The sequence below is a fragment of the Bosea sp. Tri-49 genome (genome assembly GCF_003952665.1).
Classification (GTDB): domain Bacteria; phylum Pseudomonadota; class Alphaproteobacteria; order Rhizobiales; family Beijerinckiaceae; genus Allobosea.
Window position 1 is genome coordinate 120,554 of record NZ_CP017946.1, and the last position, 15,225, is coordinate 135,778.

The following is a 15,225-nucleotide window of genomic DNA, read 5'->3' on the forward strand; positions in this document are numbered from 1 at the left end:
CACCTGCCGGCCAGCGCCGGGAAATACGATGACTAAGGAGTTTGTCATGAAGAAGTATCTGCTTTCGGGCGTTGCGGCCCTCGGCCTCCTCGCCGCCGGCGCTGCCTCCGCTGCCGACCTGCCGAGCCGCAAGGGCCCGGTCGTTGCTCCGATCTATGCTCCGGTGTTCACCTGGACCGGCTTCTACGTCGGTGCCAACGCCGGCTACGGCTTCGGCAACGTGAATGCCAACGGCTTCGCCAATGTCGGCGATCTCGACGGCTTCATCGGTGGTGGCCAGATCGGCTACAACTACCAGATCGGCCAGTTCGTGATCGGCGCCGAAGCCGACTTCCAGGGCGCTGACCTCAGCAGCGGCAGCAACCTCGGCCTGGTCAACATCAAGACCGAGTGGTACGGCACTGTCCGCGCTCGCGCTGGCTTCGCCTTCGACCGCTTCCTGGTGTACGCCACCGGTGGTTGGGCTTACGGCAACGTCAGCACCTCGGTTCCGGCTCTGGCCTTCTCGTCTGACCGCACCCACACCGGCGGCTATGCCATCGGCGGCGGCGTCGAGTACGCCTTCACCAACAACATCATCGCTGGCGTCGAGTATCAGTACGTCGACCTCGGCGAGAAGAACATTGCTGGCGTTCCCGGCTCCAAGGTCGGCACCGACTTCTCGGTCGTCCGCGCCCGCCTCAGCTACAAGTTCTGATTTCTCCTCCCGGAGACAGAGCGAACCCGGTGGCTTCGGCCACCGGGTTTTTTGTTGTCTGTTGTGTCGAGCCGTCATTTCGGGTGTGCAGCTCCGGGTATCCGCCTTTGCGGACGCAGTGACCAATCCAGGGAAATGGAACTCTGCCGTCCCCGGATTGCGTCAACGTTGCGCTTCTCGCAGTGGCGACTCCGGTGATCGCAGCCAACTGAAAAACACCTAGCCTTTGAAGCGCGTGGCCTCGAAAGCAGGAACCTTGGCGGCGAATGCGTCGAGCCAGGCGACCAGGGCGAGATGGCTGGTCCGCCAGGCTCCTTCGAAGCGCAGGTCGAGATAGCCGAGCGCGCAGGCAAGCGCGATCTCGCCGATGCGCGGCCGGTCATAGACAGGGGGCGCCGCTTCGAGCGAGGCCAAAGCGCGCGTCACTTTGCCTGTCTGGTTCTCTGTCCAGGCGGCGCTTCGCATCTCGGCCGTGCGCAAGCGTAGCTCATAGACCTGCAGCAAGGCCGCGTCGCAGATGCCGTCGGCGAGCGCCAGCAGCCGCAATTGCGCAAAGCGTGCTTCGCCGGCTGGGAAGAGTCTGCCGCCACCGGCGAGATGGTCGAGATACTCGGCGATCACGCGCGAATCGAACAGCGTCGCCCCGTCCTCGAAGACCAGAGTCGGCACCTTGCCGAGTGGATTCTGGCGCCGCAGCGATTCTGAGGGATCGTTGGTGTCGGCCGGCACGATCTCGATTCGATCGTCCAGTCCAAGTTCGGCGATGGCGATCTTGATCTTGCGGCCGAAGGGGGAGGTCGGGGAGGAGCGCAGGATCAGCATCGGTCATGGCCTTCGGCTTGGCGGATAGGGACGATCAGCCGTCGGAGCGGATCGCCTCGCAGCGATAGCGCGGGCGCGGTCCCTGCGCGAGCCGCTCGCACAGGGCTGGCAGCAGAATCTCGGCTTCCTGCGCCAGCAGCCAAGGCGGATTGACGATGAGCATTCCTGTCGCGCTCAGACCGCCGGCGGCCTCTGGCCGGTCGACATCGATTTCAAGCCGGAGCAGGCGGCCGATGCCGGCGTCGTCGATGGCGTCGAGCAGGCTTTCGACGGCGCGCATATCCTTGATCGGGTACCAGAGCGCGTAGATCCCGGTCGGCCATTTCCGATACGCGGCGATGAACTCGGCCGCCAATGTCGAAAACTCGCCCTTCTCCTCGAAAGGCGGGTCGATCAGGACGAGGCCACGGCGCTCCTTCGGCGGGACATTGGCGCGCAAGGCCGTCCAGCCGTCGATCTCGAGCGCCTTGCAGCGCTCGTCGCGGGCGAGCGCCTGAGCGAGCTTGCGATAGGTGTTCTCGTGCAGCTCAGCCGCGATCAGGCGGTCATCGGCTCGCATCGCATGTCGACAGAGCCAGGGCGAGCCTGGGTAGGTCTCGGCGCCATGGCGGGCACGGGCGGCGGCGAGCGCCTCGCGCCAGGGTTTCAACACATCCTCGACCTTCGAAGCGAGCGGCGCCTGCTCGAGTCTGGCGACGCCGTCGCGCCATTCATGCGTCTTCAGCGCCTCCTCGGAGCCGAGATCGTAACGGCCTGCGCCGGCATGCGTGTCGATCACCCGCCAGGGCTTATCCTTGGCGTTGAGATGCGTGAGGATGCGCATCAGCACGACGTGCTTGAGCACATCGGCGAAATTGCCGGCATGGAAACTGTGGCGGTAGTTCATCCTGGATCAGCGAATCGCGTTGACGCGAAAATCCCGCGCGCGGCAACCGGAGCGGTCGACCTCCTCGCAGGTCCTGAAATTGCGCAGGTCCTTGCTGAAGCAGATGCGCACTTCCTCCAGCACGCCGCGCCGGCAGGAGACCGACATCATGTCGGTGCGCAGCCCCGCGTTGGCGGCGACGAAGGCTCGTTCGAGATCGAGCGCTGTCCAGCTCTGTTCGCTGTCACCCTTCTGCAAGGCGGGGGGAATCACGACCTTGTCGCGGGCGCGGCGGGCATCGGCGAAATAGTCGCCGGGGCTCGAGCCCGAGCAACTGCCGTGCTTGCGCCATTGATAGCGGGCGAGGCTCTCGGTCGGGAACAGGCCCTCGGCCTGCTCCATGGCGATTCGCGAGGGTGAGCGGCCCGACGGGCCGCAATCGCTGGGATAGCCACGCTCGTATTGCGGCCAAAGGCCATGCACCACGAAGCCGAGATTGGCGCCGGGAGCACACTGCTCACGATTGCGTCCGCGGCCGCCATCGAGCTCGCAGAAGCCCGGCGACCAGGACAAGGCGAGCACGTAGAAATCGAAATCGCCCGGCGAGCCGCCGCGCTCATAGCGGCCCTGCGCAAAAGCCGAGCCGGCCAGCGTGCAAGCGGCCAAAAGGCCAAGGGCAACTCGTTTCAGAAACATAGTCAGCCGGATCAGGGGCGCGCCATCTTGCAGTCGGGCGCATAGGAGCGATGACGGTCGAGGCCTGAGACGCACCAATTGACGTTCCAGCTCCAGCCGAACAGCCCGAGATTCTCGCGAACCGAATAGTCGACACGGCGCAGCACGCCATCATTGGTCAGTACGCGCGCCGTGCAGAAGCGGCGCGGGATGAAGTCGTCGCCCCAGGGGCGCCAGGCGACGGGCCGAACGCGGTCGAAGCTGATTGCCTGCAACGGGCCCCAGAACTTGGCCTCACGCGAGTTGAACCAGCTGGTGATCTCGCCGAGCACGGCCGGATCCTCACAGGCCGGCAGATTGCCGTACATCGGGATGATGCGCTCTTCCGCCCGGTCGGCCGGGTGGACGTAGCGCCCGCCCGCAGCCTGGGCAGAGAGACCGGCCAGGCACAGCCCGGCGACGAGGGTCGAGAGAAGCGAAACGCGGCGCATAGGGGCCTCGCGAAAGGGGGATCCGTTGCAAGCACGATGGCTGGGGGGGCGGCCACGGTCAAGGCGGATAGGCGGGGCGCCGCATGTCGAACGAGGCCTGTGGCATTTCGATCCGGCCGCAGGCTAGGGCCAATAAAGAAAAAAGGCCGGCGTCCCGAAGGAGCCGGCCTGAAAGTTTGAAACATCCAGCGCAAAAGCGCCAAACATCTCAGAGGGGAACGGCTGGAACGAACTCAACGCCGGGAGGAGATGCGGAGCCCGTTCCGAACAACCGTGAGCTGAATATCGGGCAGACCCTGCCTTTTCGCAATGCAGCATTGGTCGGGTCGGTTATGCGCTGGCAACATGACTTATTACTAGAATTCGTCACAATTGCCAGGAGACCGCGCGTGGCACGCATGCGCAGCCGGCGTAAGGCACGGTGCTGCCGGATTTTCCGGCAGCACCTGCCTGTTGTTCAGTACGTCCAGCGCTGTGCCTTCTGGATCAGGAAATCGCGGAAGACCTGCACGCGCGCGACCGACTTCATCTCCTCCGGATAGACCAGATAGCTCTCGAGCTGCGGCATCTCGGTCTCGCGCATCAGCTGCACGAGCGGCGAGCCTGCCTCGATCAGATAATCGGGCAGGATGGCGATGCCTGCGCCCGAATCGACCGCACGCTTCATCGCCGTGATGTTGTTGACGGTGAGATGGATCGGTCGCGGGTTGCGCTGGTCGCGGCCAAGTGTGCCGAGCCAGTGCACCGCCGTCAGATAGGACGGCGAGGAGGCGCCGAAGGAGAGCAGCCGGTGATTGTCGAGCTCCTCATAGCTCTTCGGCTCGCCGAAGCGCTTGATGTAGGCCGGCGAGCCATAGACGTGGAAGTGCACGGTGAAGAGCCGGCGCTGGATCAGGTCGGGCTGTTGCGGCTGGCGCAGGCGAATCGCGATGTCGGCCTCGCGCATCGAGAGGTCGAGTTCCTCGTCGGTGAGGATCAGCTCGACCTTGATGTCGGGGTAGAGATCGAGGAACTCGGCGAGGCGCGGCGTCAGCCAGTGGCCGCCGAGACCGCGCGTCGCGGTGACCTTGAGCTCGCCGGAGGGATGCTCGCGCGTCTCCGAGAGCTGGGCACGCGTTCGCTCCAGGCGCTGCGTCATCTCGCGCGCGGCGCGCCAGAGCAGCTCGCCCTGCTCGGTGAGAATGAGGCCGCGCGTGTGCCGATGGAACAGCGGCGCGCGCAATTCGCGCTCCAATGCCCCGATCTGACGACTGACTGCCGACTGGCTGAGACCCAGCCCGTCTCCGGCCTTGGTGAAGCTTCCCGATTCAGCAACCGTGTAGAAGATTCGGATGCGGTCCCAATCCACCGCGTTCCCCCCGTGTTATGCGTTCAGCGCATGATGGGGGGATAGAGTTGTCCGGTCAACGACTCCTTTGCCGGGACGGTTGATTTTAGCCGTTAATATCGTGCTGGAACTGATCAATTCCAGTGATGGGAGCGGTTTTGAGCTATTCTGCCGCCTCGCGGATGCCGAGCTCCTGCGCCTGCAGCCAGCGTTCGGCGTCGAGCGCTGCCATGCAGCCGAGCCCGGCGGCTGTCACGGCTTGACGGTAGTGCTCGTCGGTGACGTCGCCAGCAGCGAAGACGCCGGGCACATTGGTCTGAGTCGTGCCGGGCGTGACCTCGAGATAGCCCGAATCGCGCATGGCGAGCTGGCCGGCGAAGAGCTCGGTCGCCGGCTTGTGGCCGATGGCAATGAAGATTCCGTCCGTCGCAATATCGCGCAAGGCTCCGGTCTTCGCGTCGCGCAGGCGAATATGCGTCACGGACGGCGGCTGCGCGCCGCCGAGGATTTCGGCGACCTCGGCATTCCAGATCACCTCGATCTTGGGATGCTTGAAGAGGCGATCCTGCATCACCTTCTCGGCGCGCAGCGAATCGCGCCGGTGCACCAGGGTGACCTTGCTGGCGAGATTGGCGAGATAGAGCGCTTCCTCGACCGCGGTATTGCCGCCGCCGACCACGACGACCTGCTTGTTGCGGAAGAAGAAGCCGTCGCAGGTGGCGCAGGCCGAGACGCCGAAGCCCTGGAAGCTCTGCTCCGACGGCAGGCCGAGCCATTTCGCCTGCGCGCCGGTCGCGATGATCAGCGAGTCACAGGAATAGGTCTCGCCGCCATCGCCCCAGAGCCGGAAGGGACGCTGCGAGAGATCGACGCGGGCGATGTGGTCGGAGACCATCTTCGTGCCCATGTGCTCGGCCTGGGCGCGCATCTGTTCCATCAGCCACGGGCCCTGGATCACGTCGGCGAAGCCGGGATAGTTCTCGACATCGGTGGTGATCATCAGCTGGCCGCCGGCCTGCAGACCGGAGATCATCACCGGCTCGAGCATGGCGCGGGCGGCATAGATCGCGGCGGTGTAGCCGGCCGGGCCGGAACCGATGATCATCACCTTGGCGTGGATATGGGCCATTTATCTGGTTCCTGAGCCGGCACAAGCCGGTGATATTGGTATCGGGGAGGCTTCATGCCAGCCCCATCGCAGCCTCGTGACGCCGCCAACCCTCGTAAACGGCGGCCGCAATCATTCCAGTCGAATCTAGCGGTTCGTAAGGGCCGCCTTCAAGCTTGCCCTGGAAGTGATGCACAGCGCCGTGGCGTTTCAGCGCCTCCAGGAACTTCGCCAGCTTGCCGTGGCCGCCATGCGGCTCGAACACCAGGATCGGCGCGCCCGTCGCTGCCGCTTCGCCGATCATATTAGTCGAATCGGCGGTTGCGACGATGGCGTCGGCATTGGCGAGCAGCGGTACATAAGGATTGGCGCCGCTGCCATCCCACCACCAACCGCCATGGCGCCGGAAGACCTCGGCGATGGCGGCATCGAGAGCCGGCGGGGTTCGGCGCGAGCGTGAGCCCATCAGGGCGACGCCCGAAGCGGCGAGGGCGTCGAGCTGGTGCGCGAAGCGTTCGATGTCGTCCGGCCGGAAGCGATGGTGGCGGCTGTCGCCGCCGACGAGCACGGCCGCGCGGGGCGAAGGCAGGGCGGCAAGCTCCGGCGGTGGCGCGGCGCGGGCGGCAGCGAGAGCTTCCGGCGCGAGCCGGTGCGGCGAGGTGATCGTCACCAGCACGTTCTCGCCGCGCAGGCGGTCGTGCTCGGAAACCCAGATCAGGTCGGCGGCACCGGTGCCGATGCGGGGGTCTTTCAGAAAGACGGTGAAGGTCCGCTCGTTCGAGGCTTTCTTCACGGCACGCAGATAGGCGACGGCGCGGCGGCCCGAGGCGATGGCGATGTCGGGGAAGGGGGCTCGGATCGGGCTGCCTGGCCGGTCGGAGGCTTCGCGCGGATCTATCGGTCCGCGCGGCATCAGCCAGCTCCAGGGCCGGCCTGGATTGATCCGGCGGATCTCCGGGGTGACGCCAATGCGCTCGGCGACGCCGAGGCATTGCACCTCGTCGCCGGCCTTGCCGTCGGTCAGCACCCAGAGGGAAGGCGTCGATTCTGGCGGCACGGCGGACTGGCCCGGGTTTGACGTGGTCGACGCCTTGTATCGCGTCGATGGCGCGTCTACACCAGCGCGGCTGTTTTTCAGGAGGATTTGTGCGCGCCAAACTCGACGAGATCGATCTCCGTATCCTGACGGAGCTGCAGAGCGACGGGCGCATGACCAATGTCGAGCTCGCGAGCCGGGTCGGCATCTCGCCGCCGCCCTGCTTGAGGCGCGTGCGCGCGCTCGAAGAGGCCGGGGTCATCACCGGCTATCGGGCGCTGCTCGACGAGCGCAAGCTCGGTATCGAAGTGGTGTGCTTCGCCTTCGTCCATCTCGCCAGCCAGGCCGAGGCCGATCTCGCCGCCTTCCAGGAGCGGATCCGCGAGTGGTCGCTGGTGCGCGAGTGCTGGACGCTGTCGGGCGATATCGACTTCATCCTGAAATGCGTCGCGGCAGATCTGAAGGCCTTCCAGGACTTCGTCGCCGACCTGACGGCGCTGCCGAATGTGCGCAATGTCCGCACGGCGCTGGCGCTCGACCGGGTCAAGGACGCGCCGATCGCGCCGCTTTAGGGCGCTCGCTCAGTTGCCGACCGCGCGCCTGATCCACTGCGCATTGCTGGCGACCAGCGCCTCGATCCGGCGCTGATCAGCGTCCGGCCGATACCAGGCGCCACCATAGCTCGGCGCCATGATCGCGAGGATAGGATAGCGGGCGATCTCGCGGCCATCGGCGCCGATCAAGCGCGCCTCGCTTTCGAGCGTGTCGTTGCCGAGCGTGACGGCCTGGCCGCCGGCATAACTCGTCAGATGGAGGCCGGTGACGGTGACCTGCAGGACCGCGCCGCGCCTGTCGTCGGCTGTGCGAAGGCTGGCGAGTTCGCGTTCCAGCCTCGGCTTGATCAGCGTGGCGGTGACGCTTTGTCCCTTGGCCGCCAGGGGCGAGGTGTCAATGCGGATTTCGCCGATCGCGACAGGCGAAGCGGTCCGGGCCGTCATCTGGCAGCCTGCCAGCAAGGCAGCGGCGAGGCTCGTCAGGACGATCCGGCGCGACAGCATTCTCTCAGGCGCCGAGATAGCGCCCGATCCACTGGGCGTTGTTCTCGAGCAGCGCGACGACGCGGCGTTGGTCGACATCCGGCCGGTACCAGGCGCCGCCCGAGGAGGAGAGCAGATGCGAGCGGACATCGCGGCTGAAGAGCACGCGGCCGCGGTCGATCACCTCGGCAAGGCTGTCCATATTGTCGTTGTCGCCAGCATCGCCGGCGCCGCCGGTGCCGGCCGAGCCGGTGAGCCAGAGTCCCTGCACGGTGACGTAAAGGGTCGGGCCGCCGCGCTGGCGTAGCGGTGCCAGCTGGCGCGCGAGCTCCTGCTCCATGGCGCGCGCGATCCTGGGGGCGTTCTCGCCCCAGCCCTGTGGGCCGAGCCGGCGTGCATCGACGCGGATCCCGCCGATGGCGATGCCTTGCGCCAGGGCCGGAAGCGAAGCGAGCCCGCCGGCGGCGAGCGCGGCGGACCCGGTGAGAAATGCGCGGCGCGTGGTCATGGGGCGGTCTCCGGCGGCAGGCTGATCTCTAATCTAGGGATTGCCGCCGGGCTGGCCAAGTCGCTCCGCTGTTTCAGCGGAAGGCGACGCTGACGACCTCGTAGGACTTGCCGCCGCCAGGCGTGTTGACGTGGACGGAATCGCCGACCTTCTTGCCGATCAAAGCGCGCGCGATCGGCGAGCCGATCGAGACTTTGCCGGACTTCACGTCCGATTCCGGCTCGCCGACGATCTGGTAGAGCTTCTCTTCCTCGGTATCGTCGTCGATCAGCTTGACGGTGGCGCCGAACTTGATCGTGTCGCCGCCGAGCTTGCTGATATCGATGATATCGGCGCGGCCGATCAGCGATTCGAGCTCCATGACACGGCCCTCGTTCAGCGACTGGGCTTCCTTGGCGGCATGATACTCGGCGTTCTCCGAGAGGTCGCCCAGCGCGCGCGCTTCGGCGATCGCCTGGATGATCCGCGGGCGTTCGACCTGCTGGCGCTGCTTCAATTCGACCTCGAGCGCGGCGAAGCCGCCTGCCGTCATAGGAACCTTTTCCATCGTCCCGTCCCAGTTAAAAAACGAACACGCGCGCCGGCCATGGCCGACGCGCCCGCATCGCTCCTGATCGTCAGAAAACTATTCCGCCGCGCGGCCGGTCAGGCTGCGCGGGCGAAATAGGATTGCAGCGACCTCACTTCGAGATCACCGCTGCAATAGGCCTTGATGCCCTCCGCCGCGGCGATCGCTCCGGCCAAGGTGGTATAATAGGGCACCTTGTGCAAGAGGGCTGCGCGGCGCAGCGAGCGCGAGTCCGCGAGCGCCTGCGGGCCGTCGGTGGTGTTGAAGACCAGCTGGATCTCGCCGTTCTTGATGGCGTCAACGACGTGTGGCCGGCCTTCCAGCACCTTGTTGATCTTGCTGGCGCGGATGCCGTGTTCCTGCAGCAGCCTGAGTGTGCCGCCGGTGGCGACGACCTGGAAGCCGAGCTCGGCCAGCATCGCCATCGCGGGCAGGATGCGCGGCTTGTCCTCGTCGCGGACCGAGACGAAGACCGTGCCCTTGATCGGCACCTTCGAGCCGGCGCCGAGCTGGCTCTTGGCGAAGGCGACGTCGAAGGAGCGGTCGAGGCCGATGACCTCGCCGGTCGAGCGCATCTCGGGTCCGAGCAGGACGTCGACGCCGGGGAAGCGGGCGAAGGGGAAGACCGCCTCCTTCACGCCGACATGGTCCAGCTTCTCCTGTTTCAGGTTGAAGCTCGCAAGCTTCTCACCCGCCATCAGCCGGGCGGCGATCTTCGCGATCGGCTGGCCGATGACCTTGGCGACGAAAGGCACGGTGCGCGATGCCCGCGGATTGACCTCGAGCACGTAGATGTCGCCGTCCTTGATCGCGTACTGGACGTTCATCAATCCGCCGACGTCGAGCGCGAGCGCCATCGCCTTGCTCTGGCGTTCCAGCTCGGCGATCAGCTCCGGTGAGAGCGAGCGCGGCGGCAGCGAGCAGGCCGAATCGCCGGAGTGGATGCCGGCCTCCTCGATATGCTCCATGATGCCGGCGATGAAGGCATCCTTGCCGTCGCAGAGACAGTCGACGTCGACCTCGATCGCATCGGAAAGATAGCGGTCGAACAGCAGCGGATTCTTGCCGAGGACGGTGTTGATCTGTCCGGTCTTGTCGTTCGGGTACTTGGCCTTGACCTCGGAAGGGATCAGCGAGGGCAGGGTGCCGAGCAGATAGTCCTCGAACATCACCTCGTCGCGGATGATCGCCATGGCGCGGCCGCCAAGCACATAGGACGGGCGCACCACGAAGGGCAGGCCGAGCTCGGCCGCGATCATGCGCGACTGCTCGACCGAATAGGCGATGCCGTTCTTCGGCTGCTTGAGCTGCAGCTTGTCGAGCAGGCGCTTGAAGCGGTCGCGATCCTCGGCGAGGTCGATCGCATCGGGCGTCGTGCCGAGAATCGGGATGCCGGCCTGCTCCAGCGCATGCGCCAGCTTCAGCGGGGTCTGGCCACCGAACTGGACGATGACGCCGTGCAGCGTGCCGTTCTGCTTCTCGGTCTCGAGGATCTCGAGCACGTCCTCGGCGGTCAGCGGCTCGAAATAGAGCCGGTCCGAAGTGTCGTAGTCGGTCGAGACCGTCTCGGGATTGCAGTTGACCATGATGGTCTCGTAGCCGGCGTCGCGCAGCGCGTAGCAGGCATGGCAGCAGCAATAGTCGAACTCGATGCCCTGGCCGATGCGGTTGGGGCCGCCGCCGAGGATGACGACCTTCTTCCGATCGGAGGGCTGTGCCTCGTCGGCCGGCGCGCCAGCGAAGGGCATGGCGTAGGTCGAGTACATATAGGCCGTCGGCGAGGCGAATTCGGCGGCGCAGGTGTCGATGCGCTTGAACACCGGGCGCACCTTCAGCGAGCGGCGGAGCGTGCGAACCTCGTCCTCGCTCTTGCCGGCGACGGCGGCGAGGCGCTTGTCTGAGAAGCCCATCGCCTTGAGTTGGCGGAAAGCGATCGGCGTCTGCGGCAGGCCGTGCTTGCGGATCTTTTCCTCGGCGTCGACGATGCCGCGCATCTGCTCGAGGAACCACGGATCGATCTTGCAGCTCTCATGGATCTGCTCGTCGGTGAAGCCGGCGCGCATCGCCTGGGCGACCTGCAGGATGCGGTCCGGGGTCGGCGTCGAGAGCGCCGCCTTGATCGCATTCTTGTCGTCGCCATGGCCGACGCCCTCGATCTCGATCTCGTCGAGCCCATCGAGGCCAGTCTCGAGCGAGCGCAGCGCCTTCTGCAGCGATTCCTGGAAGGTGCGGCCGATCGCCATGGCTTCGCCGACCGACTTCATCGCGGTGGTCAGCGTCGGCTCGGAGCCCGGGAACTTCTCGAAGGCGAAGCGCGGGATCTTGGTGACGACGTAGTCGATCGTCGGCTCGAACGAGGCCGGGGTGGCGCCGCCGGTGATGTCGTTCTCGATCTCGTCGAGCGTGTAGCCGACGGCTAGGCGCGCCGCAACCTTGGCGATCGGGAAGCCGGTCGCCTTGGAGGCGAGCGCGGACGAACGCGAGACACGCGGGTTCATCTCGATGACGATCATCCGGCCGCTCTCGGGATCGACCGCGAACTGAACGTTCGAGCCGCCGGTCTCGACGCCGATCTCGCGCAGCACCGCCAGCGAGGCGTCGCGCATGATCTGGTATTCCTTGTCGGTCAGCGTCAGTGCCGGGGCGACGGTGATCGAATCACCAGTGTGGACGCCCATCGGGTCGATGTTCTCGATCGAGCAGACGATGATGCAGTTGTCCGCCTTGTCGCGGACGACCTCCATCTCGTACTCTTTCCAGCCGAGCACGCTCTCCTCGATCAGCACCTCGCTGGTCGGCGAGGCGTCCATGCCGCGCTCGACGATGTCGATGAACTCGCCCTTGTTGTAGGCGATGCCGCCGCCGGTGCCGCCCATGGTGAAGGACGGGCGGATGATCGCCGGCAGGCCGATATCCTCCAGCGCATCGAGCGCGGCGCCGAGCGTCTTGACGTGGTGCGAGCGCGGGGTCGAGAGGCCGATCTTGGTCATTGCCTCGCGGAAGCGCTCGCGATCCTCGGCCTTGTCGATCGCATCGGCGGTGGCGCCGATCATCTCGACGTCGAATTTTTCCAGCACGCCCATCTTCTGCAGCGAGAGGGCGCAGTTGAGCGCGGTCTGGCCGCCCATGGTCGGCAGCAGCGCGAAGCCGCCGGGCAGGACATTGCGCTCCTTCTCGATGATCTTGGCGACGATCTCGGGCGTGATCGGCTCGACATAGGTCGCGTCGGCGAGATCCGGATCGGTCATGATCGTCGCCGGGTTCGAGTTGACCAGGACGATGCGGTAGCCCTCGGCCTTCAGCGTCTTGCAGGCCTGGGTACCGGAATAGTCGAACTCGCAGGCCTGGCCGATGATGATGGGGCCCGCGCCGATGATCAGGATCGTCTTGATGTCTGTGCGCTTGGGCATGGTCTCGACCGGTTCCGTGCGGGCGCGCACGGCCCGTCCGATCGAAAGGAGCGGAGGCCAGCGCGTGCCCAAAGATGAATGCTAGGCGCTCGCTATAGACGGGGGAGGCGGCGGGGGGAAGCGGAAAGCGCTTCTTCCTGTCATGCGCGCACAGGCAGCGCGTTTCCCCCTTTGCGCAGTTGAGTGGCGGCGGGTGGGGTATAGCATCCGCTTCCGCGATGGCGTCGAGCCGGTTCGCGTCAGCTCCGGCCACGCCCTCCCCAACCAGAGGAGCTTGGCCATGCGTCAATCCGATCCGCAAAAGCTGGATGCCCTTGTCGGACGTCTCGTCGGAGACGTCGGAGCCTGCGTCACCGGCTCGCTCATCGTTCTCGGTGATCAGCTCGGCCTCTACCGGGCGATGGCTGATGGCGAGCCCGTCACTGCTGCGGAACTCGCCGGCAGGACCGGCCTGAAGGAACGCTATGTCCGCGAATGGCTCTCGGCCCAGGCCGCCGCCGAGTACATCCAATACGACGAGGGAAGCGACAGCTTCAACCTGTCGCCGGAGCAGGCCATGGCCTTCGCCGAGGAGGGCAGCCCGGCCTTCTTCGCCGGCGCCTTCGAGATCGTCCAGTCGATGTGGGTCGACGAGCCCAAGGTCGAAGAGGCCTTCAGGACCGGCAGCGGCCTCGGCTGGCACGAGCACAGCAACTGCCTGTTCCGCGGCACCGAGCGCTTCTTCCGTCCGGGCTACAACACCAATCTGGTGAACAGCTGGATTCCGGCGCTCGACGGCGTCAAGGCCAAGCTCGAAGCGGGAGCGGTGGTTGCCGATGTCGGCTGCGGCCATGGCGCCTCAACCATCCTGATGGCGCAGGCCTACCCGAAGTCGCGCTTCTACGCCTTCGACTATCACGGTCCCTCGATCGAAAAGGCGCGGGAGATAGCTGACAAGGCCGGCGTCGGCGATCGCATCGTCTTCGAGCGGGCCAGCGCCAAGGACTTCCCGGCGGCGAGCTATGATCTCGTCGCCATGTTCGACTGCCTGCACGATATGGGCGATCCGGTCGGGGCCGGCCGCCATGTCAGGGAGACGCTGGCCGAAGACGGCACCTGGATGATCGTCGAGCCCTTCGCCCACGACAAATTGAAGCAGAATATCAACCCGGTCGGCCGGATCTTCTACGGGGCGTCGACGATGATCTGCACGCCGGCCTCGCTGTCGCAGGAGGTCGGATTGGGGCTCGGGGCGCAGGCAGGCGAGATGCGGCTGCGCAAGGTTGCCTTGGACGCCGGCTTCACCCGCTTCCGCCGTGCCACCGAGACGCCGTTCAACATGGTGTTCGAGGTCAGGGCCTGAATTCGGCTACGACTGGAACGCAGAACCCGCCCGCCAGGAAGGCGAGCGGGCTTGCGTCTCTCCGGGTGATCCAGCTCAGCGCACCGGCGGCGCGATTGCGATCTCGCTGACGCGGGCGGCTTCGCGCGCCGCCGCCTTTCGGCGCTGTGTTGCGATCAGCAACAGGCCGAGCGCGCCGAGCTCGCAGGCGGCTCCGACGAAGCCGAGCTCCCAGGAGGCGCCATGGCGCAGCACCTGCTGGCCGAGCGCGGCGCCGGCGGCAATGCCGACATAGAGCGCCGAAGCGTTGAGCGAGAGCGCGACCACGACGGCATCGGGCGCCATCGCGGCGAGACGCGACATCTGCGAGGGATGTCCGGCCCAGCCGGCGCCGCTCCAGATCATCAGGATCACCGGCAGGACGAAGATCGCCACGGTCGGCGGCAAGGTCACCGCGACGAGCGAGGCGGCGGCGAGCGAGGTCGCGAGAAGGGTAAGCACGAAGGTCAGCGTCGGCACCGGGCCGAAGCGGTCGCTGGCCTGGCCGCCGAGCTGGTTGCCCAGCGCCGAGCCGATGCCGGTCAGCACCAGCGTCGCGCTTAGCCAGTGACCGGAAATGCCGGCATGGGCCGAGAGGAAGGGCGCGACATAGGTGTAGAGCGTAAAGGCGCCGGTGGTCCAAAGTGCGGTGGTGCCGAGTGCCAGCAGTACGTCGCCGCGGCGCGCGACCTGCAGCCGCTCGGCGAGTGTGTTGGCACCGCGCGGCAGGCCGGCCGGCATCTTGAACAGCAGGCCGGCGAGGGCGAGCGCGCCGAACAGCGCCACGACGAGGAAGGGGAAGTGCCAGCCTAGGGTGGCGACGGCGGTGCCGAGCGGCACGCCGAGGATTAGCGAGACGGTCATGCCGCCGGTGACCAGGGCGATGGCGCGGGCGCGGCGCTCAGGCGGGACCAGCGCGACCGCGACGGCGTTCGCCGCCGGCATGAACACGCCGGAAGCGAGCGCCATGACGATGCGCGCCAGCATCAGCGAGGAGAAATCGCTGGTGAAGGCGGCGACGAGATTGGCGAGCGTGAACACCGTGAGCGAGCCGACGAGCACGAGCTTGCGGTCGAGATTGCCGAACAGCGTCGAGAGCACCGGTGAGCCGATGGCGTAGGCGATGGCGAAGATCGAGATCAGCAGGCCGGCGGTGTCGACGCTGACGCCGAAAGCGGCGGCGAGGTTCGGCAGGATGCCGGTGATGACGAGGCTGCCCGTGCCGATGGCGAAGGCGCCGCCGGCCAGCAAAAGAAGACGGATGTCCATGGCAGAGCGCTCCGTGGGGACTTGCCGACTATTTCAATGATCGTTGAATCAT

The 15,225-nt window shown here is 66.3% G+C and carries 15 protein-coding genes; 3 read left to right on the forward strand and 12 right to left on the reverse strand.

Going from position 1 to position 15,225, the window contains the following annotated elements; all coding sequences use genetic code 11:
* Positions 1–46 precede the first annotated feature (46 nt).
* Positions 47–697 (forward strand): outer membrane protein, encoded by a 651-nt coding sequence (locus BLM15_RS00615; RefSeq protein WP_126109382.1) that lies wholly within the window; start codon positions 47–49, stop codon positions 695–697.
* 219 nt (positions 698–916) lie between these two features.
* On the opposite strand, the gene BLM15_RS00620 is transcribed toward BLM15_RS00615, so the two are convergent.
* The 7 genes from BLM15_RS00620 to BLM15_RS00650 all read right to left on the reverse strand — a co-directional run bounded on the left by BLM15_RS00620 (position 917) and on the right by BLM15_RS00650 (position 7,042).
* Entirely contained in the window at positions 917–1,519 is a 603-nt protein-coding gene (locus BLM15_RS00620; protein WP_126109384.1) for a glutathione S-transferase family protein, read from the reverse strand.
* A 34-nt stretch (positions 1,520–1,553) separates the two neighbouring features.
* Positions 1,554–2,405, reverse strand: coding sequence for a 23S rRNA (adenine(2030)-N(6))-methyltransferase RlmJ (locus BLM15_RS00625; RefSeq protein WP_126109386.1), 852 nt, complete (start codon positions 2,403–2,405; stop codon positions 1,554–1,556).
* 6 nt (positions 2,406–2,411) lie between these two features.
* Positions 2,412–3,080, reverse strand: coding sequence for a ribonuclease T2 family protein (locus BLM15_RS00630; protein WP_126109388.1), 669 nt, complete (start codon positions 3,078–3,080; stop codon positions 2,412–2,414).
* Positions 3,081–3,091: 11 nt separating this feature from the next.
* Positions 3,092–3,550, reverse strand: a complete 459-nt coding sequence (locus BLM15_RS00635) for a hypothetical protein (RefSeq protein WP_126109390.1) — start codon at positions 3,548–3,550, stop codon at positions 3,092–3,094.
* Positions 3,551–4,007: 457 nt separating this feature from the next.
* Positions 4,008–4,898: a LysR family transcriptional regulator gene (locus tag BLM15_RS00640; RefSeq protein WP_110488827.1), complete on the reverse strand. Its 891-nt coding sequence runs from the start codon at positions 4,896–4,898 to the stop codon at positions 4,008–4,010.
* Between the two features lie 142 nt (positions 4,899–5,040).
* Positions 5,041–6,006 (reverse strand): thioredoxin-disulfide reductase, encoded by a 966-nt coding sequence (trxB, locus tag BLM15_RS00645; RefSeq protein WP_126109392.1) that lies wholly within the window; start codon positions 6,004–6,006, stop codon positions 5,041–5,043.
* 52 nt (positions 6,007–6,058) lie between these two features.
* Positions 6,059–7,042 carry a mitochondrial fission ELM1 family protein gene (locus tag BLM15_RS00650; RefSeq protein WP_126109395.1) on the reverse strand — a complete coding sequence of 328 codons (984 nt, stop codon included), beginning with the start codon at positions 7,040–7,042 and terminating at the stop codon, positions 6,059–6,061.
* A gap of 89 nt (positions 7,043–7,131) precedes the next feature.
* Between BLM15_RS00650 and BLM15_RS00655 the strand changes: the two genes are divergently transcribed.
* A complete protein-coding gene (locus tag BLM15_RS00655) occupies positions 7,132–7,593 on the forward strand; it encodes an Lrp/AsnC family transcriptional regulator (RefSeq protein ID WP_164547347.1) in 462 nt (153 codons plus the stop codon).
* Positions 7,594–7,602: 9 nt separating this feature from the next.
* Here the strand turns inward: BLM15_RS00655 and BLM15_RS00660 are convergent, their stop codons facing one another.
* The 4 genes from BLM15_RS00660 to carB form a co-directional block, all read right to left on the reverse strand.
* Positions 7,603–8,079, reverse strand: coding sequence for a hypothetical protein (locus BLM15_RS00660; protein ID WP_126109399.1), 477 nt, complete (start codon positions 8,077–8,079; stop codon positions 7,603–7,605).
* Positions 8,080–8,083: 4 nt separating this feature from the next.
* Positions 8,084–8,566: a hypothetical protein gene (locus BLM15_RS00665; protein WP_126109401.1), complete on the reverse strand. Its 483-nt coding sequence runs from the start codon at positions 8,564–8,566 to the stop codon at positions 8,084–8,086.
* A 73-nt stretch (positions 8,567–8,639) separates the two neighbouring features.
* Entirely contained in the window at positions 8,640–9,113 is a 474-nt protein-coding gene (greA, locus tag BLM15_RS00670; RefSeq protein ID WP_126109403.1) for a transcription elongation factor GreA, read from the reverse strand.
* A 98-nt stretch (positions 9,114–9,211) separates the two neighbouring features.
* Positions 9,212–12,544: a carbamoyl-phosphate synthase large subunit gene (carB, locus tag BLM15_RS00675; RefSeq protein ID WP_126116002.1), complete on the reverse strand. Its 3,333-nt coding sequence runs from the start codon at positions 12,542–12,544 to the stop codon at positions 9,212–9,214.
* 280 nt (positions 12,545–12,824) lie between these two features.
* On the opposite strand from carB, the gene BLM15_RS00680 reads away from it, so the two are divergent.
* Complete coding sequence (locus BLM15_RS00680) at positions 12,825–13,886, forward strand: methyltransferase domain-containing protein (RefSeq protein ID WP_126109405.1); 1,062 nt, start codon at positions 12,825–12,827, stop codon at positions 13,884–13,886.
* A gap of 75 nt (positions 13,887–13,961) precedes the next feature.
* Here BLM15_RS00680 and BLM15_RS00685 read toward each other — a convergent pair whose 3' ends face one another.
* Positions 13,962–15,173 (reverse strand): MFS transporter, encoded by a 1,212-nt coding sequence (locus tag BLM15_RS00685; protein ID WP_126109407.1) that lies wholly within the window; start codon positions 15,171–15,173, stop codon positions 13,962–13,964.
* Positions 15,174–15,225 lie beyond the last annotated feature (52 nt).